This is a genomic window from Mesorhizobium argentiipisi (SeqCode) (genome assembly GCF_037179585.1).
Lineage (GTDB): Bacteria > Pseudomonadota > Alphaproteobacteria > Rhizobiales > Rhizobiaceae > Mesorhizobium > Mesorhizobium argentiipisi.
This window is the reverse complement of the sequence record NZ_JAPYKO010000003.1, coordinates 495994-517862: the sequence shown is the minus strand read 5'-3', so window position 1 is coordinate 517862 and position 21869 is coordinate 495994. Positions and strand designations below refer to the sequence as shown.

Here is a 21869-nt window from a genome sequence, read left to right as displayed (position 1 = left end):
CGCTGCCCGTAGCCTCAACTCACGTCGTCAGGGCGGATCACTGGATCCACTGTTTCGCTCTGAGTCCACGAACGCTCCCTTCTGATCGCGTCGCAGGATTCGGTGAAGGCGACATCCAGCAGGTGACCGAGAGGTTCCAGCCCATAAGAGGCAGTCATCTGGCGTAGCTCATCAAGCCGACAGATGATGAAGCCAAGTGCTTCGGTGCGGTCTTTTGTTTGTCGGGCCGCCTCATCGCTTGAATCGTATTGCTCTTCAGCACGCAGGCTTTCGTCCGCAATCGGTGAAGCTGCAACTGGAGACGGACTGGCGCAGCTTTGCCTGCGGCCAAAGGAGTTCCTGCGATCCCGGTTCATGACCTCTCTCTCAGTTCAAATGCCTGTTGCAGTTTCGGTCGGCCGGCATGTCGAGCCCGATGTCGAGGATGGGGGCGCTGTGGGTGAGCCAGCCGACCGAGATGAGATCGACGCCGGTTGCCGCGATGGCCGCGACGCTCGCGCGTGTTACGCGACCGGAGGCCTCGGTCACCGCACGACCGCCGACCATCGCCACAGCCTGAGCGAGGTTCTCGACAGACATGTTGTCGAGAAGCACGGCGTCGACTCCGACTTGTAGTGCCATCTCAAGCTGTTCGAGCGTGTCGACCTCGACCTCGATCTTGACCATGTGGCCAACCGCGCCACGCGCCCGCTCGATGGCGGTGCGAATGTCGCCGGCAAGGCCGATATGGTTGTCCTTGATGAGCACGGCGTCGTCGAGCGCGAAACGGTGATTGGCGCCGCCGCCGGCGCGCACGGCGTATTTTTCCAGCGCACGCAAGCCCGGCGTCGTCTTTCGCGTGCACACGATCTTTGCGTTATGGCCGCGCACCGCGTGGACAAGCGCGGCGGTGGCCGTTGCGATACCGCTCAGCTTGCATAGAAAATTAAGCGCCGTCCGCTCCGCTGTCAGCAGACTGCGCGCCGGCCCATTTACGATCGCGATGGTTTCGCCTGCCGAAACCTTGCCGCCCTCGGGACAGCGCAACTGCATGCTGATCCCAGGATCGACCAGAAGGAAGGCAAACATGACCAGATCGAGCCCGGCAACAACGCCACCCTGCCGGGCATTCAGCGCAAACGTTGCCTTGCAATCGGCGGGGATGATCGCATCGCTCGTTAGGTCCCCGGCTCTGCCCAGATCTTCCAGAAGGGCATTGCGGACGATCGGTTCCATGACGATCTGGGGAAGTGGTGCAAGTGAATTCATTACCAGGAGCTCCGTTCGGATCTCTGCCAGTTGAGCGCGACGGCCTTCTCAAAGGCTGTGCACAGCGTCAGTCGCGAGGGGAGGGCGGCAGCATCGCGCCCTGGGAAATCGGATCGGTAGTGCGAGCCGCGGCTCTCCTCGCGCCGAAGTGCTGCGATCGCAATCAACAGCGCCACCAGCGCCGGGTCGGCCGCCGCCCTCTCGCTGACTGCGATCGGCAGCAGGGTCGCGACCGCGTCGCGTAGCCCCTTGCCATTGCGGACAATGCCGAGCGCATTGGAGACCACTTGGCGTACTGGCGAAGGGTCCGCGCGCGCGGACATCATTGCGGGAAGCCTGGGCCACTGCCAGCCCGCGCACGTGCCGGTGACGCTTTGCGCCACCCAGGCGGCTGTTGCGACCGCTTCGGCCAGCGAGTTGCTGGCGAGCCGGTTGGCGCCGTGCAGTCCGGTGCATGCAACCTCGCCGCAGGCCCACAGGCCGGAGACGGAACTGCGTCCCTCGGCGTCGACGGCGACGCCGCCCATGTGATAGTGAGCCGCGGGACGCACGGGGATCGGTTCCGCGGCCGGATCGATGCCGGCCTGCTTGCAAGCCGCATCGATCGCCGGGAACCGTTTTGCGAATCTCGGGCCGAGGCATTGCCGCGCATCGAGATAGACACGATGCCCGGCGGCGAACTGATCGGAGATCGCCCGCGCCACCACATCGCGTGATGCAAGCTCGGCACCAGGCGTGTCGGCGAGGAAGCGCTGACCATGTTCATCGACCAGCACCGCGCCTTCGCCACGCACCGCTTCGCTGACCAGCGGCATCGGCCGGTGCGGCCTATCGAGCGCCGTCGGATGGAATTGAACGAATTCCAGGTCGGCGAGCTCCGCGCCGGCACAGGCGGCCAGCGCCAGCCCGTGTCCGAACGAGGCAAGCGGGTTGGTTGTGTCGCAAAACAGACCGCCGATACCGCCGGTCGCCAGAACCACGCGGCGCGTCGGCAATGCGAAGACGCTGTTGTGCAGGACAACCAGCACGCCGACAATGCTGCCCTCGGCAACGACGAGGCGATGCGCTGTCATGCCTTCCATCAGGGTGATCGAATGTGTCCGCCGCGCCACGGCGAGCAACGCCCCGAACAGCTCGCGGCCGGTGGTGTCGCCGCAGGCGTGCACGATGCGGCGTCGTGAATGCGCCGCCTCCAGGCCAAGCCGCAGCTTCCCGTCCAAGTCACGGTCGAAGGGAGCACCCAGACGGACAAGGTGGTCGACGGCTGAGGGTAGGGCCTCGACCACTCGCCTTGCTATTGCTTCATTGCAAAGCCCATCGCCGGCGGCAAGCGTATCGGCAAGGTGCAGTGCCGTGCTGTCATCCTCGCCGAGGCTGGCTGCAAGCCCGCCCTGGGCCAGCGTGCTCGAAGAATCCGTTCCAAGCGGCGTCCTGGAGAGAAGGATGACCGGCTGCGGCGCCATATGCAGCGCCGTCATCAGGCCCGCAATGCCCGCGCCGATAATGACCGGCGCCCCGCGAATGTCGTGGATATCAGGCGTCATATGAAGAGCATGCGCTCGACAGCCCAGCGGGCCCGCTCGGCGACACGCGGATCGATCGTGACGATGTGACGGTTCTCCTCGAGCGCGGTCCGGATGTTGGCGAGCGTGATGCGCTTCATGTGGGGACAGAGATTGCAGGGGCGCAAGAACTCCACCTCAGGATGCTCCACCGCGACGTTGTCGCTCATCGAGCATTCCGTCATCAGCACAACTCGCGCCGGCTTCTGCCGCCCGATGTAGTCGGACATAGCCGCGGTCGAGCCGGCGAAGTCGGCTACGGCGACCACTTCCGGTGGACATTCGGGATGGGCAAGCACGGTGACGCCGGGATGCGCCTCGCGCAATTCGCGAATGTCGGCCGCCGTGAAGCGTTCATGCACTTCGCAGCGTCCCGTCCAGGCGATGATCTCGACCTTGGTTTGCGCTGAGATGTTCATTGCCAGATATTCGTCGGGCAGCATGATGACGCGCGGCACGCTGAGCGACTTCACCACTGCCAGTGCATTGCCGGAGGTGCAGCAGATGTCGGACTCTGCCTTTACGGACGCGGAGGTGTTGACGTAGGTGATGACCGGCACCCCGGGATAACGCTGGCGCAGGAGCCGCACGTCGGCGGGTGTGATCGAATCGGCCAGCGAACAGCCGGCGGCAAGATCCGGAATGAGCACCGTCTTGTCTGGGTTGAGAAGCTTGGCGGTCTCCGCCATGAAATGCACGCCGGCCAGCACGATCACATCAGCCTCGACCCTCATTGCCTTGCGGGCGAGCGCCAGGCTGTCGCCGACGATGTCGGCGACGCAGAGGAAGATTTCGGGGGTCTGGTAGTTGTGGGCCAGGATGACGGCGTTGCGCTCGCGCTTGAGCGCCAGGATGGCGTCGATGTCGTCGACAAAGGCCGGCCATTGTATCGGCGGGATCACGCGCCGCACGCGCTCATAGAGGGACGCGGCCGTGGGTATCGCGCCAGTCATCCGCGCCTCCGCTTGTACTCAGGCTGAAAATAAGCGGCATATATCTACGCCGACTATAACCCTGTCAAGCCCGCGCCAGCGGCAATTTTGTCCCGGCCATTGGGGTTTCATCGAGGACGGCATGACGGAAGCGATACAGTTTTGCCGGCCGACCGCCTGTATCGACTGACGTTTCGCCAGTCTCTTCCACCAGTTCTTGCTGCTCGATCAGCCGGCGGAAGTTCGGCTTGTTGATGAGCCTGCCTGCGAGGGCCTCCACCGTCCGTTGCAGTTGCAGCAGCGTGAAAACCGGCGGGATGAGCTCGAACACGACTGGCCGGTATTTGATCTTGGAGCGCAAGCGCGCAATGCCTGTCGCCAGGATGCGGCGATGATCAGCGACCATTGGGCGACCTGGAACCGAAGCGAGCGCGGTCGAATGGCCATCGCGCGTGGCCTCTTCCACGATGCGCGCTTCGAAGAGCAACTCATAGCGCTGCAGCGCCAGCTCTTCGTTCCATGCCCGGTCGTCGAAACCAAAGGCAACCGCTGCCCGTCGTCGGCGCTCGAGACGCCTCGCGCTGTCGGCCGCACCGTCGGCCCACTCGATCAGGCGCGGGCGCAAGACATCCCCTATGACCGGTGGAGTTCCGGAACGGTGGTCCTCCCACGGGAAATAGTCGTACCAGCTTCCCCAGCGACGCCTGCTCGAGCTGGTCGCAACCTCTTCCCGGGTGAGTGCCAGGTAGGTGATCGAGATCACGCGTTCGGTGCCGATTCGATCGCGATCAGCGAACGTATAGAGCTGCTCGACATACCCCAGCGGCTGACCGGTCTGTTGTTCCACCCACACGCGAAGGCCCGACTGCAGCGAACGATGAGCGAGTTCGAACGGTCCCGACGGTAGCGCGTCTTCCTGCCCAATGGTGAGAACGCAAGGGTCGCGATTGTTCACTGCAACGACGACCGCTGTCAGATCAGCCTTGACGTCGCTGGCCTTGCGTTCGGCTCTGCCTTTCCTGATCCCTTTTGGCTGCTCGCCCATATTCCCGGATTCTTTGGAGCCGCGCTAATTAAGCGGCTTATAATCGATTTAATAACAGCTTCTACCAGAGGCGTCGGTGCGTCAACACCGCAACTATTCGCCCTTTTTAGCTCTTCGCACCTGAACAAAAATATGCCATGCGCGACACGCGCGATGGGTAACGCAAGGGAAGCGTGGCCATGAGACGGACAAGGACCGCAACGGTGTGGTCTCCTCGATCTGGAGAACCTCCCGTGAAGCTCGATACGGTGGGCCCGCGCGCTGAAGCTGAATCCCGATCCGATGCCGCGACGCCCCAGGCCGACGCGCCTCTGCTTTCGACGATCAGGGCAGCCGGCATGGCTGCGCTCGTCGGCGTCAACGAAGTTTGGAACTACATAAGGTTTAATCTCAACGCGCACGGCTACGGTTCTCGCCGTGTGATCGCGGAAATCTTAAGCCGCGCTACCGGTTTTGGTACCGCATGACGGGACCCCTGCGAGATCAAAGAGGGTTTTGGCGACGGTCGAACCGTCAGGATGTCCTGCGTCGAAGGCAAGCGCGTCAGGCATGGGAAGCGCGGCCGAGAAGAGAAATCCCTGGCCGATCATGCAATCAAGTGACTGGAGGATGCGACGATCCGCATCCGTTTCGACCCCCTCTGCCATGACCTCTATTCCCAGCGTTTGCCCGAGATCAATGACAGCCTTGACGAGAGCCTGATCTTCCACGGACTTGGCTAGATCGCGAACGAAGTCCTTGTCGATCTTGATCTTGCGGATTCGACGGTCTTTCAGCGAAACCAGGGTCGAAAAGCCGGTGCCGAAATCATCGAGCACAATCGAAATGCCTGCATCCACCAAGCGTTCCAACTTTTCGTCAACCCGGTCGCGATCCACTGGCGCTTCTTCCGTGATCTCTATCTCAAGCATCGCGGCGGGGACATTCTTTCTCCTCAAGCTGTCCAGGATCATGTCGTCGACGTTGCCTGCTTCGATTTCGCGGGGAGAGAGGTTCATCGCGACCCGAACATCCTGGCGCCCGTCTTTTACCAGCTCTTCAATCATGGAGCAGCAGTTGAGGAATACCCTCTCGCTCAGCAAGGAAAGCAGACCGGTTTCACGCGCCGCGGTGACGATCTCAGGTGGGGGAACAGCCCCATGGATCGGGTGTTGCCACCGCAGGAGCGCTTCGAAGCCGACGGTTGCATGGGTGTCCAGTCGCACGATGGGCTGGAACCAAGAGCAAAGAGTGCCTGCTTCTATAGCTCCGCGCAGATCGCGTTCGATGCAGTGCCTCCTCTCGAGTCCGTGGTTGAGTTCGGCGTCGAAGAGATAGTATTCGTTCCTACCTCTGCGCTTGGCAGCATAAAGCGCGAAATCCGCCCGCAGCAGCATTTCCGTCAATTGCGGTTTCTCGGACACGTAGATGCCGATCGAGGCGCCGACGCGCACCGAATTCAACTCCGGATCCGGATCCGCGATGGCCGCGATGATGGAGGATGCAAGTTCATCCGTCGCATGCAGGGATCTGCTGGCCGCAAAGAGCAGCACGAACTCGTCTCCGCCGATGCGCGCAATTGTTGCTTCTGGCGGCGCACGCTTCTCTATCCTGCGTGCAACTCTGACCAGCAGGTCGTCTCCAACATTATGACCATAGGTGTCGTTGACCGATTTGAATCCATCCAGGTCGATCAGCATGGCCACGAACGGACCGTCGGCGAGTGCTAGCTGACAGATGTCATGCTCGAGCCCCGACCTGTTGAGCAAATTCGTCAGTGGATCCCGTCTGGAGTTTCGTTCCATCTCGACGGCGAACTCCCTCGCCTCGTATTTGAGGCGGCTCGTCTCTCGGAAGCGAGCTTGGCCGAGAAGCGAGCTTCTGATCATTCCACCGAGAAAGAGCAAGACCGTAAAGGCCAGGACGTGATTCTCGATATCGCCTTTCGCCAACACGCATCCGGCGGCGACCAAAAGCGGCAGCGTCATGAAGTTGATCGAAGCTGGCGCGTATGATGCTCCATAGGTGACCGAACCGGCTGACAGGCCTGCAAGAACGATCAGATACAGCGGCGCTTGGGGAGTGCTGTATCCGTCCGACAGCACGGCAAGAAAAGACCACGCCATGCCGGACGCCAAGGCCAACATCCCGTAAAGAGAAAGTCGGGCACCAACCGGCTTCGGCCCCCTATCGGGAATATCTGACTGGGCCAGGGCAAGTCCTATGCGTATGCCGTTTATCATGAGGACCGCCGCAAACCACGACACCACCAGAAGGCCACCGCCTGAAAGCATCTGCACAGCCAGGATCAGAGCCGAGAGGACGGTGCCGATGGGCATCGAAATGAAAAGCCCGGTCCGTAGATCACGGAACTGATCTCGGAGGATCCCAGCTTCCACGGATTCGCTTTGGCCCTGAAGGGCAGGTCCTGGAACAGGCTGCTTGTACTGCCTCATAATGACTTAGTTGTTAGGCGAGGGGGATAAAAATCACGTTAAGGATCTCAGCAGCGTACGGTATAATCCCTCGACTAAACAGCCACCGGCTGCTGGAGCGATACTGCTAATACGTTGCTGATGGGGAAAGCACCAAGACTCCAGCCAAGCCGTCCCGTTTGTCGGTCCTGAGTCCGGCGCCAGTTCAACGGCGGGCAACCTTCCTGATCACAGGCCCCGATACCCCATCTTCTCCGGCGCGACGATGTTTCTGGCGAACCGGCAACCCCGTGGGATATCCGGCGCGCAAGGCTGGTGGCGCAGAATTTGAGTTCAACACCGCCAAAACTGGAAATGACCATGAATGTCGCTGGCAACGTTGTGCGCTGCAAATTCCCTCTTCGCAGCTGCACAAAAATGTGGCAAACGCTTCCTTTTGTACCTGACGCCGGGGAAGGAGCAATTTGGTGAGCGCAGCCGGAGGACAAAGGGCATTGACCCCGCCGGACATTGCGGCGCGGAAGGGCAAGACGCCACTTGTTTGCCTAACGGCGTACACGACACCCGTCGCCAAGCTTGTCGATGAGCATTGCGATGTGGTGCTGGTCGGCGACAGTGTCGGCATGGTGTTGCACGGCATGCCCTCCACTGTTGGCGTTACGCTCGAAATGATGATCCTTCATGGCAAGGCGGTCCGGCGTGGGCTTCAAAGCGCCGTGATGGTGGTGGACATGCCTTTCGGATCCTACGAGGAAAGCCCCGCGCAGGCGTTCCGCAGTGCAGCCCTGGTTATGACCGAAACCGGGGCGGCGGCGGTCAAGCTCGAAGGCGGCGAAAGCGTCGCGGAGACGATCCGGTTTCTGACCGCGCGCGGCATACCCGTGATGGGCCACGTCGGACTGACGCCGCAGGCGGTCAATGCTTTTGGCGGTTATCACATTCAGGGACGAGGCGAGGATGCCGAACGGATCCTGCGCGATGCGATGACGGTGGCCGAGGCTGGCGCATTCGCCGTCGTACTCGAGAAGATACCCGAAGCTCTTGCTCGGCTGATTACACAGGAAATTGCGATCCCCACAATCGGTATCGGCGCATCGCCGGCCTGCGACGGTCAGGTCCTGGTTGTCGATGATATGCTGGGCCTGTTCGGCACCTTCCGGCCGAAGTTTGTCAAGCGCTATGCGGAGCTTGCGGATGCCGCCGACGCGGCGATTATGGCATATGCAAATGATGTACGCGAGCGCCGCTTCCCGACCGCCGATCACGTCTTTGGCGATGAGTCGGGCACAGTAAGTGGAGGAGAAGGCACATGAGCACCGCGATCGTCCGGATCGTCTCCGAACTGCGCAGCATCGTTGCCGCTTGGCGCCGCGAGGGCCTCAGGATCGCCGTCGTGCCAACCATGGGCGCCCTGCATGAGGGTCATCTTAGCCTCGTGCAAGCCGCGCAGGCCAAGGCTGATCGGGTGATCGTGACGCTGTTCGTCAACCCGAAACAATTCAACAATGCCGATGATCTGGCCGCCTATCCGCGCACGGAACACGATGACGCCGCCAAGCTCGCCTCAGTCGGCGCCCATATCCTTTATGCTCCCGATGCAGCCGACATGTATCCGCAAGGCTTCGCGACCACAGTTTCGGTCAGCGTTGTGAGCGAGGGGCTTTGCGGCACGTTTCGGCCCGGCCACTTCGATGGCGTGGCCACGGTGGTCACGAAACTTCTTCTGCAGACGGGGGCCGATCTGGCGTTTTTCGGCGAGAAGGACTTTCAGCAGCTGCAGGTCGTGCGCCGGCTCGTCCGTGACCTCGATATCGCGGTCGAGATTGTCGCTGGGCCGACGGTGCGCGAAGCAGACGGCTTGGCAATGTCGTCGCGCAATGCGCGACTGTCCTTGACCGAGCGCGACATTGCGCCTCGACTTGCAGAAATCCTGGGCCAAACCGCCAAGCAGCTGAATTCCGGACAATCCGTAGATCGTGCGCTGACCGACGGTCGAGAGGCGATCATCGAAGCCGGCTTCTCGAAGGTCGAGTACCTCGATCTGCGCGCGGATAGTGACCTTGCCTCGATCATCAGATTGGATCGGCCAGCGCGGCTACTCGTCGCTGCCTGGCTCGGCCAAACACGACTAATCGACAATCTCCAGGTGGCGTTGCCACCTTCTGAAGCGGTGCACCAAGCTGCTGCCTGAGGCTGATGCGATCGTGCTCGCCGGCGTCCATTTCATCGTAGACCCGCCAAGCTTCTGAACCGGATAAGACGGTGCTCATCCCGGACCTCGACGCGGGCTGTGCGCTCCTGCGTCGTACAGGGATCCGCTCGATGGCAACGCCGTAGTCATCGACATCTCCGATTATAACGAGATGAATATAAGGTGCATATTCTTGAATGGAGTATAAGGGGATTGTCATGCCCGCGTTAGCGGCAATTTTGTCCCGGCAATAGCTCTCTCGTCGAGAACCCCATGGCGGAAGCGATAAAGCTTGGCCGGTCGGCCGCCCGTATCGGCGGTGGTTTCGCCGGTTTGCTCGACCAACTCCTGCTGCTCGATCAGCCGACGGAAGTTCGGCTTGTGGAGGAGCCTGCCCGCCAAGGCTTCCACGGTTCGCTGCAACTGTAGAAGACTGAAGACCGGTGGCATAAGTTCGAAGACCACGGGCCGGTATTTGATTTTGGAGCGCAGCCGCGCGATTCCCGTGGCCAGAATCCGACGATGATCGGCGATCATCGATTCCCCTGCCGCCGAGGACAGTGCGGCCGAAGGCTGCCCGCCGGCCGCCTCTCCCACCATGTCTGCTTCGTAAAGGAGCTCATAACGCTGGAGCGTCAGTTCCTCATTCCATTGCCGCTCATCGAAGCCGAAGGCAACCGCCGCCCGCTGTCGGCGTTCTCGGCGCGCCTCGTTGTCGCCAGCACTGTCGGCCCACTTGAGCAGGCGCGGGCGCAAAACCCTCGCCAGCATCGATGGAGCCCCGGAGCGGTGGTCCTCCCAGGGGAAATAATCATACCATCTTTGCCAACGGCGCCTGGCCGACTGCATTGCCTCTTCTTCTCGAGTGAGCGCGAGATAGCTGATGGAGATCGCACGCTGCCCTGTGCCGACCCGGTCGCGATCAGCGAAGGTGTAGAGCTGCTCGATATAGCCCAGGGGCTGCCCGGTCTGTTCTTCCACCCATGACCTTAGGCCCGACTGAAGCGAACGATGGCCGAGTTCGAACGGACCTGAGGGCAGCGCGTTTGCCCGGCCAATCGTGAGAACGCGAGGCTCATGGCCGTTGACAGCGACAACAACAGCGATCAGGTCCGCTGTGATGTCGTTCGCGTTGCCCACCGGTCTGCCTTTCCTGATTTCCTTTGCGTGGTCGTTCATGATCCCTGTTTTGGCGGAGACAGCTGCGATGAACGAAGCCGTCTATAATCGATTTAATAGAGCCTGTACCACGCCGGTCGGCGCGTCAACAGCGCAGCCCGTGCCACCAGTTCTCCAATCAGCTCGGTCCAGCAAACCGGGACTGCCAGACACCGATTCCACCGCTCTCGCGCCCGCTCGCTCCTGCGCTGCTGAGGCGCCCTCGCGAGCGGCTTCGCCACCGCGAGGCTGCCCGAAGAAACTCCTCCATACGCCGAGCTCGGAAGACTCTGCCTATTTTCCGCGATGCACTTGTCTCGGCGGCTTGTCCGAGGGCCATGCGTGTTTGTCGCTGTCGCCAAAGATGTGGCTTGTCTCAAAATGATTTTCGGCGAAATCCTCAGCTGCCGCAGATCTCCTCGATCGACTCCCATGACCAGTGTGTCGTGGGAGTTCGCAATCGTCTGCACGACCGACATTCCAAAATAAAATGCGCCCTATCAGGGGAGGCCGGCCGCGGGGCGCCTTCAAACGCCGGTCAGGGCCCGACGCGGCCGTTTCCAATGCCAGGTCCCAACTGTTGTATGTGACGGTCTGGCTGAAAAGCTGCTACCCGAATTGCCTGGCGCCGGACAGCCATGACCCTGCGATCAGGCACCGTTGTCTTCGGCAGAAGACCCTCCGTCACGGTGGCTGCAGCCGACGAACTAATTCCAAGCCAAGAAAGGCCTGTCGACGCGGCGCAATTGGCAGCCGCAGCGGGTTCAAAACTCGCCACCGATAGATTTGGGCTGAATCGCCGCGCGGCACTCCGCAGCGTTGCAACCAACAGGGCGCTGGTGCATGGATAAACAGGCGGCAAACTGAGATCGTGGCTATGCCCTGCCTTCCGCACCGCGGACCAACTCTGGAGGGCACGGGCGAGCATGGTCGATGACAGCATAGCCGGCGACGCTATCGTGGGGCCGCTAGCGGTGCCCGTTGCGAGGCAACTTGCAAACGAGGCCTTTTTTGCCGAATGGCCCGGCAGAGGAGGGTGAGATGACCGGGTCGAGATTTGAGAGGCCAATTGTCATTCAGCTTGGCCGGCATGGCGCAGAGCGAATCGTGTTCGATGTCAATGAAGTCGCCGCAATCTTGCTGCGGGATTTCAGCCGCAAGACCGAGAAACGAAAGGCTGCGATGGATGCCTGTCTGCAGGTCTTGCGAGGCGAGGCTCATGCAGCTGTCGCGCGGCGTGCTTTCGTGGCCGCCGCGCTCGAAGCACAAATTCTGCGTTGCGATTGAGGGCTACCAGGGCTCAGTCACACCATCTGCCTGCCTGCACCGTAGGCCGAATCAACAAGCCACATTCAGCGAATGCCGGCGGCGCCACAACCAAGGCACTGCAGTTCGACGTCGCTGCCGTCGCCCGATAGAGAGCCGGGTTTATCCCGACCCTTTCTGCCGAGCCGTCATCACCCGGACAGAATAGCCTGCGATGATCTCGGGCGTCGAGGTGCCGGCCCCTCCACAAAATAATCGTACAGCAGTTGGGAGGAAAGAATGAACGCTGAATGTTTCAGCAGCTCCATTTTCGTGAAGCGTGCCACATACATTGTGCAAGAGATTGCCAGCCTTGCGGACGCAATCGAATTTCTCGATGAGTGGCCGGGAGATCGCAGAGACCTGATCCACGAAACCGCTCTTCGCGCATGCTATGATGCACATGACGCGCGCAAACCTGTAAGCGCCGCTCGCAATGCCTTTCTCGGCTTTTCGAAGCGTGCAGGCATACTAGTAGATCCAACGTCCGCGACGAAGTGGATCGCCGCCTGCAAATCGGGCGGCGGAAAGGTACAGGTCTAGGCTCATTCGGCTGCGTTCGAGCGCCATGTGACCCGCTCCTGGCTGCCCACCTTAAATGGCCTTGTTGCGTCACATGAACCGCTCAGGGGCGGGAGAAAAAGGGGGCGGTTGATGGCGTCTGCGAGCCGGGCCCGTAGGTCGCTCGATTGAAAGCTTGGTTTGAGGGGCAAGCCCGCTGGAATTCAATTCGACCAGACGCGCGTCCAGTTCCCTATCCGCGGTGGTGAGTCGATGATTCAGACGCAGGTAGTCCGTCCAGGTGGGAGTGCGATACGTTTCCGTCCACCGGCAAGGTTCTTGAAGGTCACGCTGCAGGGTCCAGTTCCGAGCACCGACCCGACTTTGCACCCGCCGCCGTTCGCGCATCTGCTCCAAGAAAGCCTCAATATTTTTCTCCGGTATCAGATAGTCGATCTTGACGACGATCGGGCCGCTTCTCGGCTTCAAATCGAGTGCGACAGCCGGCGCATCGAATCCCCTGGAATCTTGGTCTGATTCTCGCCATTCGCGGATAGGCAACAGGAACCCGATTGCAGCGACCAGCACGAGAGCTCCAGCGGCGCTTTCAAGTGCCCAGCTCAGGGAATAACTCTGAGCAACCGTGCCCCACAGCCAACTGCCGGCTGCGATGCCGCCCGACGAAAAGGCATAATAGATCGACAGGGTCCGGCCTACGACCCACCGCGGGCTCGACAATTGCACGCTGACGTCAAGTCCAGTCCAAGTGACAACCCAACCCGCGCCGCCGAGGGCGAGTGCCACAGTGGCCACTTCAAGCGAAGGGGCCAGAGCAAGAGAGAGTGAGCACGCCGCGCAGGCTATGCAAGCGAGCGTGATCAGCCGCTCCTGAGACAGCGTTCGCCGCAAGACGTTGTTGCAAAGGCCGGCGGCGAAGGCTCCGGTGCCAAAGCCGGCCATAAGGATGCCATACGCGATTGGCCCTGCGCTCAACTGATCGCGAGCAACCACAGGCAGCAACGCCAGCATCGCAATGCTACCCAGGCCAAAAAGGGCACCGCGTGCGATTGCCGCTTTGATTTCTGAAGACATCGCCGTAAAGCGCACCCCGTCATGGATGGCCGTCGACATCGACTCACGCGGGAGAGGTGAGGAGGGGACCTTCCAGGTGCAGCGCTGTATTGTCCACAGCAGGGCTAGATAGCTCAGCGTCGCCAGGGCGAAGGCGGTTAGAGGTCCAAACGACGCGACGACGAAACCGCCGAGCGCCGGGCCGATACTACGTACAGCGTTATATCCGACCGATATGAGCGTCACGGCAGCCGGGACATCCCGTTTGCGAAGAACATCGCCGACCGAGGCATGCCAAGCCGGGTCGGTGAACGCCACGCCGCATCCCGCTAAAAAGCTCAATGCCAGGACGATCCAAGGGTCGACAAGTCCCAGTGCCATGAGACTAGCCAGCATCGCTGATGCCAGCGCTATCACACACCAGCCAGCGAACATGACTTTGCGGCGGCTGAAATTGTCGGCGATGGCGCCGGCAAAGGCAGACAGAAAAAACGCGGGCAGCGTCGTTGACGCTTGCACCAGCGCCACCGTCAGATCGGACTTTGAGATCGTTGCCATCAGCCAACTGATGGCAACAGTCTGCATCAGCCAGCCGAGGCTGGAAACCTGCGTCACCAGCCAAATCGATCTAAATGTCTGATTTTTGAGCGGCGCAAACGTTGTTGGCGGTACTAGATCGGCATCTGCGCACGCCGGCTTGTTCATCTTGTCCGAACCTTCGACCGTTACTGGTCCTGTCGACCCGCGATTCCGCCACGCAATTGCCGTCGCCCATGAGCCGGATGAGGTACATTTCCTCCCCCAGTGCGCAAGAGGTTTTCGCTCGAACCGCTCTCGTGGTCGAAACGAATATTTCTTGTGGAGGAATGGTCCGATCAAGTCCTGCAAAAGTGGCGGCGATCTGCTGGCTTAGTAAGCGCTCGACGCTGATGGTCTTGTATAGCCGATTTTGCCCGGCTCCGCGCGGCTGTGGCTAAAATCCGTCGTATCAGCACGATAGGGACCGGAGCTTCGTTTGCCGCCACGTGCGCCGCGGTCGCGGCGAAATTGCCCCGAGAGCGCAACATTCGGCCCACGCGGGTTTCAACAAAGCGGTGCGGCGCCTTCGCCCGGTACCAAGGTCCCGGAATTGGCCTGCCCAGCGCATCGACATCGGTTCCAGTAACCGCCCCAGCGAACCGGCCAGGCGCTTGTCGGAGGGCTGCCACAGAACGTTCTTCCTCCTGGCAAGCGGCTTCGCTGCTGACGCTCTTGTCTCGCATCCGTCACCCCTCCGAGATTCGGCGTCACAGAACCACGGATCACACCAACAGGCTCGCCGACGACGTGGGTAATCGGAAGCGTCACCCGAGAGGATGATGCCGCTCGCGGCGAAAGGAGTCGCGTCAAGATGTTACGACTGCCTGCCGCGCAAAAGCGCTGTTCGGATTTTTGTACCTATGCCGCGCCTTGTGACCGGCGTCGGTGATCACATGACATTTTTGTTAAGAGATTTATCACTTCAGCAAATTTCATCCCGTCGTTGATCTAGATCAACCGAGCGTCTCGTCAGGGCTGACATGGCTCCCGCGCACCCGAATTTCGAATTTCAAGGAGAGCATGATGAGAAACTGGATACGGCCGGGACGTGGAATAACACTTGGAATTGCACTTGCCGTGCTGGGACTGCAGCAGGCGGTGGCTGCGGATGCACAAGTGGTGCATGCCAGGAAGGGCACGGCACATTTGGTTGAACCTAGCCCTTGGCAACTTCGCCTGCGTACGCTGGCGGTGATCACAGACGATAAGGGCAACGTCAACGAAATTCCCGGCTCCGGCCTTTCCTTTTCGGATACGGCAATTCCAGAATTGGACGTTACCTATTACTTCAGCGACAATCTCGCCGCTGAACTGATACTGGGCACCACCCACGCTAATATTTACGGCGAGGGAACGATCGGTGGGCTGGCAAAAATCGGGAAAACTTGGGTGCTGCCGCCTACCCTAACGCTACAATACCACTTCACCGATTCCGGCGCTTTCAAGCCCTACATCGGTGCAGGCGTAAACTACTCGATCTTTTATAATCAGGATACCGGCAGCGCCGACGCTCTCCACGTCAAGAACGCATTCGGCGGCGCTGTGCAGGTCGGATTCGACTACGCGCTGGATCAGCATTGGGGTGTCAATTTCGACGTCAAGAAGCTCTTTCTCGAGCCGAAATTTGATGCAGTGGTCGGGGGTGCGAACGTCACGGGCAAAGCCAAGCTCAATCCTTGGCTGATCGGCACAGGCGTCAGCTACCGCTTCTGACGATACAAATCCCAGGCGGCACCACGTCCAACTGGTGCCGCCAAGCTCGCGTGGTCGCCTGATGAGCGCGGATGAGCGACCAAGAGCAGTCCCTAAACTCTCTCTCGCCGCGATCCTCATTGCAATGGGCGCAAATCTCATCCGAAGAAACGTTGATCGTGGAATTTCAAAAAACGGGGCTCTCGGCGCAGCCGCACGATCGCGGAACAAGCAGGTTCTCGGAAGCGCCATCAATGTAAGCGCAAAAGGATCTTATTAACGTTCATCACCGACCTATGCTCTTCCTGAGAATGTCTGCAGAATCGGAGATCATGGCCAAGCGACCGACGATTGCTGATCTTGCCCGCGAAGCCGGGGTCAGCGTGGCAACCGTTGACCGGGTTCTGAACGCCCGCCAACCAGTGCGGAAGGAGACAGCGCTGCGGGTCTATAAGGCGGCCGAGTCTGTCGGCTATCACGCCGCTGGGCTCGGCAAGTGGCGCCCTGAGCCGGACCTACCGCGCTATCAGCTTGGCTTCATCCTCAGAAAACCGGCCCACCATTTTTACCAAGTTTGCGCGCGAAGTCGAAGCTGCAGTCAATGAGGCACAGGCGTTCCACGGCACCTCGCTCATCGAATTCGCGCCGTCGCATATGCCGGGCGATTTCATCCCACTTCTCCAAGAGCCTGGGCGCCGCTGCAATGCGATCGCCATGGTGGCGCCGGACCATCCGAGGATCACAGCAGCCGTCGAAGAACTCAAGGCGAAAGGCATCCCGGTTTTTTCGCTGCTTTCCGATTTCGCCGCCGGGGTACGCGAGGGCTATGTCGGCCTAAACAACCGCAAAGTCGGGCGGACAGCAGCCTGGATATTTTCCAAAGCCGCAAAACGGCCCGGCAAGGTGGCGGTCTTTGCCGTCAGTGAGCGTTACCAGGCTCACGAGCTTCGGGAAATCGGCTTTCGCTCCTATTTTCGTGAGAGCGCGCCGACGTTCGAGGTGCTTGACATCCCCATGAAACTCGGGACACGGCGCATCATATACGAGGCAACACTGGATGTGATTCAGCGGGAGCCCGAACTCGTCGGCTTTTACGTGACCGGTGGCCGCATGGAGGGCGCAATCTCGGCGCTTAGGAAACAGGGCGAAGACCGGGACATTGTCGCCATCGTAAACGAGATCACACCGGAGTCACGGGCCGCGCTCGCGGAGCCGCCCTGCTTCCGTCCGAGGTTGATCCTCCAGCCGATTTCCGCAGCCCAGAAGGGCATTTGCGAGGCTTCGGGCAAGGTCATCGTCGGCTGATCCCTCACGCGGGCGAGGGGCGACCTTGACGAGGGAATGTGGTCCAAGAGTGGAACCAGCCTTGAGAAGGCGCCCAGCACGGGCCATCGTTGTTGCAGTCGATGCGATCACAGTCCTTCGAAACTTTGCACCGCGACACCCAGGAGCCAGGGTCGGACGAATCGCCTCTCAAAACGAGCAAAATCCACACGCTCATTCCCGCCTGATCAACACCATCTTCGCTGTTAAACGCTCTTCGGCACCCTCCAGCCTCTCAATCGCCCACTGTCATCATCACCAGGAACTCGGCGTCGGCGCCGCTGCCTTCGCAGGTTTGCCCTCGGCAGCACGGTCGCCAGAAACTGCTGCGAAGCTATGGCGGAGGGGAGACGGCGGCCGGCTGTAATCGACGCAGCTTTCCACTAGCGCAATTCTCTTGTATGTCGCTTCTTAAACCGCAACGCATTTTAGGCGACCGGCTCGCGAACGATCGGTCGATTGCCGAGAGGGAGGTGGCTTGGACGAGCAGGATCCGAAGGACGAACTGATCGAAACAACATTCCGCAATGGCACCGTTACCGTCGTCAGCATCTTGCTCGCGTTCTCTTTGGGCTTCGTTACGCATTGGGCGGCGAACCCGGTGCCGTGGCGGCTTTATGACCTTTTCGCCGTCCTACCGATCCTGGGCGGCATCGCGTTGCAAACGTGGGCCTTATCCATATTGCTCGACATGAGCTCGCTCCGGCGCAAGCTTTTCAAACGTGCTAACCGCATCTTCATGTTCGGACTCATCCTCACCGCATGCGGGGTCGGACTGGCAATCCTGCTCGATGTCTTCGAGATGTCCGCAAGAAGCACACTGGCCGCACACTAAGTAAGGAACAGGCGGATCGCCAATCCGCCAGTTATTAAGCATTCCGGCGGAACCGCTGCGCTCTTTTCCCAGAATGGCTCTACCAGAGTCTCAGCTCTTCTTCTCGTCTCTGATACGTTCCGTATCAATCGCCCAGAGCCTTGGCAGATGTCACACCACCGGCGCGCCAGACCATGCGCTCGACGCTGACCTGAGCGCCGCGCTGGCCGCGCTGGCCGCGCCGTCACGACCTCGTCAAACGGCATAAGGCGAGTCCGCCCAATAGTTCGGCAGGGCGACGCGCGGCTGAAGGGCGGTGATTTCGGCTACCTTTGTTAGGCGTCCAACGTACCGGCTCGCTTAAGGGCGATCTTGGGGATCTGCCCGCCTCGACCTCACATCGGATTTAGGATGGCGGCCGCATGGCCTTGAAGATGCCTATGGCAAAGGGCGGGCCATGGGCCAAATGCTGTCGCGCGTGATCGTCCTTGCAAGCCAGGCCAAATGAATGCTTTGGCCGCCCGTCATGCTCTCCAGGCCCTCGGCCTTCATGATGGGGCGCATCGCTAGGGCGGTCTCGCTCATTTCTTTCCCTTCGATTCCCCTATCGAGGTGCAAGCCCCGTTTTAGTTCCGAATGAAATGCCCGCACGCTACAAATGAAACATGTTTTCCTTAGACAATCGCACCAACAAATGGCACATGTACCAGCGAATACAGAGTAGATACGTAATTTCGAAATATAAGACCAGAAAACAAGTTCGACATTTATCGAAGTGTCGTTGATACTTGTTCGATTTATCGCAATTTGTTGTTATGTCGGATATACGCGTTGGAAGAAAACGATCAAAAAGGGGGCTAGTCCCGTTCGCTATCCATAAGAATATGCGAATATAAGGATAAAAGAGGCAAACATGAAGAAAATAATCGCTAAAATCGACTGTGGTAAACTTTTCTCGATAGCCTGTACCACGGCTTTCCTGGCTCTAATTTTTGCCACTCCAAGCGCCGCTCAGGATTTCAACGGCGTGACATCATTCCTTGATGCGATCGTGGCAGCGATCACCGGCCCGATCGGGGTTGCAGTCTCCGCCTTGGCTGTCATCGCCGTAGGCTTCTCATTCATGACCGGCCGGATGGACTGGACCTTCGCGGTGTCCGTCATCGTTGGCATCGCGATCGTGTTTGGTGGCGCCAGCTTCGTCCATGGCTTGGCCGCAAAATGATCTCGATGCATCGCAGTCCCTGTTCATTTTAGGCTGCGGGCTGCCTCGCCGTTTCAAGGGAGTATTGGCCATCCAACGTACAACTCTTTTTGTAGGCTTGACGCGAGAGGTCGCCTTTGCCGGGTTGCCGATCACATATCTGGTCGTTCTCATATGTGCCGTGATGCTGGGCTTCCTGATCACCCAATCGTTCCTCTATCTTGCGGTCGTGGGAGGTAGTGGCTACTGCGCGTTGCGTGCACTAGCCGCGTATGATCCAAAAATCATCGATGTCTTCATCGCGACCGCGCAAAGCACGCGGATGAGCGCGGCACTGTTGAAAGGCGAAGGACAGGTGTACCGTGCCTGAGTCACCTCCCAATCGCGGGACGCGAGGAGGCGCTCCCAAAAGCGAGCAGCTTGCCAGCCAAATTCCATATCTCAGCAGCGTGGACGACGTCACCCTGATCTCGCGCGACGGCGATCTAATCGGCGCTTTTGTCGTCGAGGGCATCAATGCCGACACAATAGACAGCCGACAGACAGCGGAGCTGAGTAACGCGTTTTCTCGCTTCATTGCGCAGCAGCGCGGTAATGTCGGGTACTACGTTCACCGCATATCGGTTGCGGCTCCGCCCAACATGCTGCGGGCCCTCAAAGGAGACGCGTTCAACGAGGAGATTGACCGACGCTGGCAACATTATCTCGAAACCATTGGCCTGCGCGACCGTGTCACGATGATCACCATGGTGATCCGACCACCGAAAAAACTGACCAAGCTCATCAACATGTTTGGCAAAAAGGATACCCACAGTCGCGATGAGGTCGCCGCGCGCGCGATCCGCCTCGATCAGATGATCGCAACCTGCATGGTCAGTCTAAGTGAGGCAAAGCCTCGTCGTCTCACGGTCTCGGACGGCCAATGGCTCGGTATGTTGCGCACGCTGATCGACGGATCAAGTGGACGACTTATCGCGGGCAAAAAGTTTGTCCCGCTCGCTGATCTCCTGGCAAGCTCGATGATCAGGTTCCGCGGCAGGGTCTTCGAATGCGACAATCCGAATCCCGGTCTCAAACGCTACGGCACCGTCATATCCGTAAAGGACTATCCGACCGAGACCTATCCCGGAATCCTCGACAGGCTCAACCTACCATACGATACCGTGGTCTCGCAGAGCTTTACACCAATCGACAACCTCACCGCCCAAGGTAAAATCGCTCGCGTGCGTAAGCAGATGAGTGCGGCAGAGGACGCGGCCGTCTCCCTCATGGCACAACTCGAAGTGGCTGAGGACGATGTTGCATCCGGTCGCGTCGTCTTTGGCGACCATCATTGCAGCATCGCTGTATTCTGCGAAACCAGGGAAGAGCTTGAGGAGGCCATGGCGTATATCACGCGCGCCATGCAGGACGCTGGTGCTGCAATCGTGCGCGAGAGCTTCTCTGCCCGCGCGGTCTATTTCGCCCAGCATCCTGGCAACTTCAGCTACCGCACACGAGCCGCAATGATCTCCTCTCAGAATTTCGCAGAGCTTTGCGCCATGCACGGCTTGCCCAAGGGTCACCCACCGGAGCGATGTCCGTGGGGCGACTGCGTGACCATCTTTCCAACAGCGACCGGCGAAACGTTCCGTTTTAACTTCCACTTACCAGGCAAGCCCGGTCAGCGCACGGTGGCGCACACTCTGGTGCTTGGCCAAACCGGATCTGGTAAGACCCTCGGTGTTGCCTTTCTGCTTAGCCAGGCCCAACGGCTCGGCGCTCGCACCATAATCTTCGACAAGGACAATGGCTTCGAGATGGCCGTCCGCGCCATGGAGGGAACCTATTCCTCTGTGCGTATGGGGCAGGAAACCGGCTTCAATCCAATGCGGGCGGAAGCGGATAAGCGCGGCGCAGCCTGGCTATCGGATTGGCTAATGGCATTGGCCAGCAATGAGGGCAGCCCCCTAAATCCGGTGCAGGTTCAGGCCATCAATGATGCTGTTCAGGCCAATGCGATGGCCGACCCACGCCTCCAGAATTTCGAACAGTTCCGCAGTCAGCTGCGCGCGACGGACGATGATGGCGACCTCCATAACCGACTTGGCCGGTGGGACGATACTGGCCAATTCGGATGGCTTTTCGGCGGCAAGGAGGTCGATCCCCTCGCTTTCGACAGTCGGATCACCGCATTTGACCTCACAGAAATTTTCGACAACAACGCCGTCCGCACAGCGTGGCTGAGCTATGTCTTCCGGCGCGTGGAACGGCTCGTAGAAGACGAGGTTCCAACTCTGCTCGTCCTTGATGAAGCGTGGAAACTGCTCGACGATTCGTACTTCGAATTGCGTCTCAAGGACTGGATGCTGACGATGCGCAAGAAGAACGTTGCGGTCGTCCTCTTGACCCAGCGCGTGTCGCACATCCTCAACAGCGCCGCCGGCGACGCCATCTTGGAGAGCGCCGTCACGCGTCTGATCTACCCCAGCTCCTACAACACCGAAACCGAACTTGCACCGCTCAATCTGACGCCGACGGAGAGCGCATTCCTTCAGTCAAGTAACGTCGACAATCATCTCGTTCTGTTGAAATCGGGCGGGGACAGCGTGGTTCTTGATTTCGCCTTGGGGGCGATTGGCAAGGGGATCGACGTTCTGGGGGGCGGGCGCGGGCAAAGGCCTGCAGAATGGCATAATGCGCCGAACTTTGAAATGGAGATGCTGCAATGACGAGGGCTCTGGTTTTTCTCACATTCATCCTGGTCTCCCTTACTGCCTGCCAATCCGTCCCTGCGACGCGGGAGAACAATTGTGTCTGCAACTGGGAAACCCTTGACCATCAAGCTGAA

At 59.9% G+C, this 21869-nt stretch carries 18 protein-coding genes and 1 pseudogene; 11 read left to right on the top strand and 8 right to left on the bottom strand.

The window, feature by feature from the left end; genetic code table 11:
- Window positions 1-14 precede the first annotated feature (14 nt).
- From O7A05_RS07835 to O7A05_RS07815, 5 genes are all read right to left on the bottom strand, one after another.
- Window positions 15-356 (bottom strand): hypothetical protein, encoded by a 342-nt coding sequence (locus O7A05_RS07835; RefSeq protein WP_337092390.1) that lies wholly within the window; start codon window positions 354-356, stop codon window positions 15-17.
- Window positions 357-366: 10 nt separating this feature from the next.
- Window positions 367-1248 (bottom strand): carboxylating nicotinate-nucleotide diphosphorylase, encoded by an 882-nt coding sequence (nadC, locus tag O7A05_RS07830; protein ID WP_337092389.1) that lies wholly within the window; start codon window positions 1246-1248, stop codon window positions 367-369.
- Complete coding sequence (locus tag O7A05_RS07825; RefSeq protein WP_337092388.1) at window positions 1248-2792, bottom strand: L-aspartate oxidase; 1545 nt, start codon at window positions 2790-2792, stop codon at window positions 1248-1250. Before O7A05_RS07825 ends, nadC begins: the two co-directional genes overlap by 1 nt.
- Window positions 2789-3763 carry a quinolinate synthase NadA gene (gene nadA / locus O7A05_RS07820; protein ID WP_337092387.1) on the bottom strand — a complete coding sequence of 325 codons (975 nt, stop codon included), beginning with the start codon at window positions 3761-3763 and terminating at the stop codon, window positions 2789-2791. Before nadA ends, O7A05_RS07825 begins: the two co-directional genes overlap by 4 nt.
- A gap of 64 nt (window positions 3764-3827) precedes the next feature.
- Window positions 3828-4787: an NUDIX hydrolase gene (locus tag O7A05_RS07815; RefSeq protein ID WP_337092386.1), complete on the bottom strand. Its 960-nt coding sequence runs from the start codon at window positions 4785-4787 to the stop codon at window positions 3828-3830.
- A gap of 233 nt (window positions 4788-5020) precedes the next feature.
- Between O7A05_RS07815 and O7A05_RS07810 the strand changes: the two genes are divergently transcribed.
- Window positions 5021-5254 carry a hypothetical protein gene (locus O7A05_RS07810; protein WP_337092385.1) on the top strand — a complete coding sequence of 78 codons (234 nt, stop codon included), beginning with the start codon at window positions 5021-5023 and terminating at the stop codon, window positions 5252-5254.
- Here O7A05_RS07810 and O7A05_RS07805 read toward each other — a convergent pair.
- Complete coding sequence (locus O7A05_RS07805; protein ID WP_337092384.1) at window positions 5222-7105, bottom strand: putative bifunctional diguanylate cyclase/phosphodiesterase; 1884 nt, start codon at window positions 7103-7105, stop codon at window positions 5222-5224. The genes O7A05_RS07810 and O7A05_RS07805 overlap by 33 nt on opposite strands.
- A 563-nt stretch (window positions 7106-7668) precedes the next feature.
- On the opposite strand from O7A05_RS07805, the gene panB reads away from it, so the two are divergent.
- A complete protein-coding gene (panB, locus tag O7A05_RS07800) occupies window positions 7669-8514 on the top strand; it encodes a 3-methyl-2-oxobutanoate hydroxymethyltransferase (protein WP_337092383.1) in 846 nt (281 codons plus the stop codon).
- On the top strand, window positions 8511-9392 hold the full coding sequence (panC, locus tag O7A05_RS07795; protein WP_337092382.1) for a pantoate--beta-alanine ligase: 882 nt from the start codon (window positions 8511-8513) through the stop codon (window positions 9390-9392). The genes panB and panC overlap by 4 nt, the downstream gene beginning before the upstream one ends.
- 216 nt (window positions 9393-9608) lie before the next feature.
- On the opposite strand, the gene O7A05_RS07790 is transcribed toward panC, so the two are convergent.
- The gene (locus O7A05_RS07790; protein WP_337092381.1) at window positions 9609-10571 is read right to left on the bottom strand and encodes an NUDIX hydrolase; all 963 of its coding nucleotides are present in this window, start codon (window positions 10569-10571) and stop codon (window positions 9609-9611) included.
- 1020 nt (window positions 10572-11591) lie between these two features.
- Between O7A05_RS07790 and O7A05_RS07785 the strand changes: the two genes are divergently transcribed.
- Both O7A05_RS07785 and O7A05_RS07780 read left to right on the top strand, forming a co-directional pair.
- Window positions 11592-11837 carry a DUF982 domain-containing protein gene (locus tag O7A05_RS07785; protein WP_337092379.1) on the top strand — a complete coding sequence of 82 codons (246 nt, stop codon included), beginning with the start codon at window positions 11592-11594 and terminating at the stop codon, window positions 11835-11837.
- 258 nt (window positions 11838-12095) lie between these two features.
- Window positions 12096-12398, top strand: a complete 303-nt coding sequence (locus O7A05_RS07780; protein WP_337092378.1) for a DUF982 domain-containing protein — start codon at window positions 12096-12098, stop codon at window positions 12396-12398.
- A 69-nt stretch (window positions 12399-12467) separates the two neighbouring features.
- Here O7A05_RS07780 and O7A05_RS07775 read toward each other — a convergent pair whose 3' ends face one another.
- Window positions 12468-14132, bottom strand: a complete 1665-nt coding sequence (locus O7A05_RS07775) for an MFS transporter (protein ID WP_337092377.1) — start codon at window positions 14130-14132, stop codon at window positions 12468-12470.
- Window positions 14133-15026: 894 nt separating this feature from the next.
- Here O7A05_RS07775 and O7A05_RS07770 point away from each other — a divergent pair.
- The 6 genes and pseudogenes from O7A05_RS07770 to O7A05_RS07745 all read left to right on the top strand — a co-directional run bounded on the left by O7A05_RS07770 (window position 15027) and on the right by O7A05_RS07745 (window position 21750).
- A complete protein-coding gene (locus tag O7A05_RS07770) occupies window positions 15027-15719 on the top strand; it encodes an OmpW/AlkL family protein (RefSeq protein ID WP_415926972.1) in 693 nt (230 codons plus the stop codon).
- Between the two features lie 311 nt (window positions 15720-16030).
- Window positions 16031-16910: pseudogene (locus O7A05_RS07765) on the top strand (LacI family DNA-binding transcriptional regulator); the annotation flags it as partial.
- 589 nt (window positions 16911-17499) lie between these two features.
- The gene (locus O7A05_RS07760; RefSeq protein WP_337092375.1) at window positions 17500-17856 is read left to right on the top strand and encodes a hypothetical protein; all 357 of its coding nucleotides are present in this window, start codon (window positions 17500-17502) and stop codon (window positions 17854-17856) included.
- 892 nt (window positions 17857-18748) lie between these two features.
- A complete protein-coding gene (locus O7A05_RS07755; RefSeq protein ID WP_337092374.1) occupies window positions 18749-19060 on the top strand; it encodes a TrbC/VirB2 family protein in 312 nt (103 codons plus the stop codon).
- Window positions 19041-19409 (top strand): VirB3 family type IV secretion system protein, encoded by a 369-nt coding sequence (locus tag O7A05_RS07750; RefSeq protein WP_337092373.1) that lies wholly within the window; start codon window positions 19041-19043, stop codon window positions 19407-19409. The genes O7A05_RS07755 and O7A05_RS07750 overlap by 20 nt, the downstream gene beginning before the upstream one ends.
- Window positions 19410-19488: 79 nt before the next feature.
- Window positions 19489-21750, top strand: a complete 2262-nt coding sequence (locus O7A05_RS07745) for a VirB4 family type IV secretion system protein (protein WP_337092372.1) — start codon at window positions 19489-19491, stop codon at window positions 21748-21750.
- The last annotated feature ends 119 nt before the right edge of the window (window positions 21751-21869 follow it).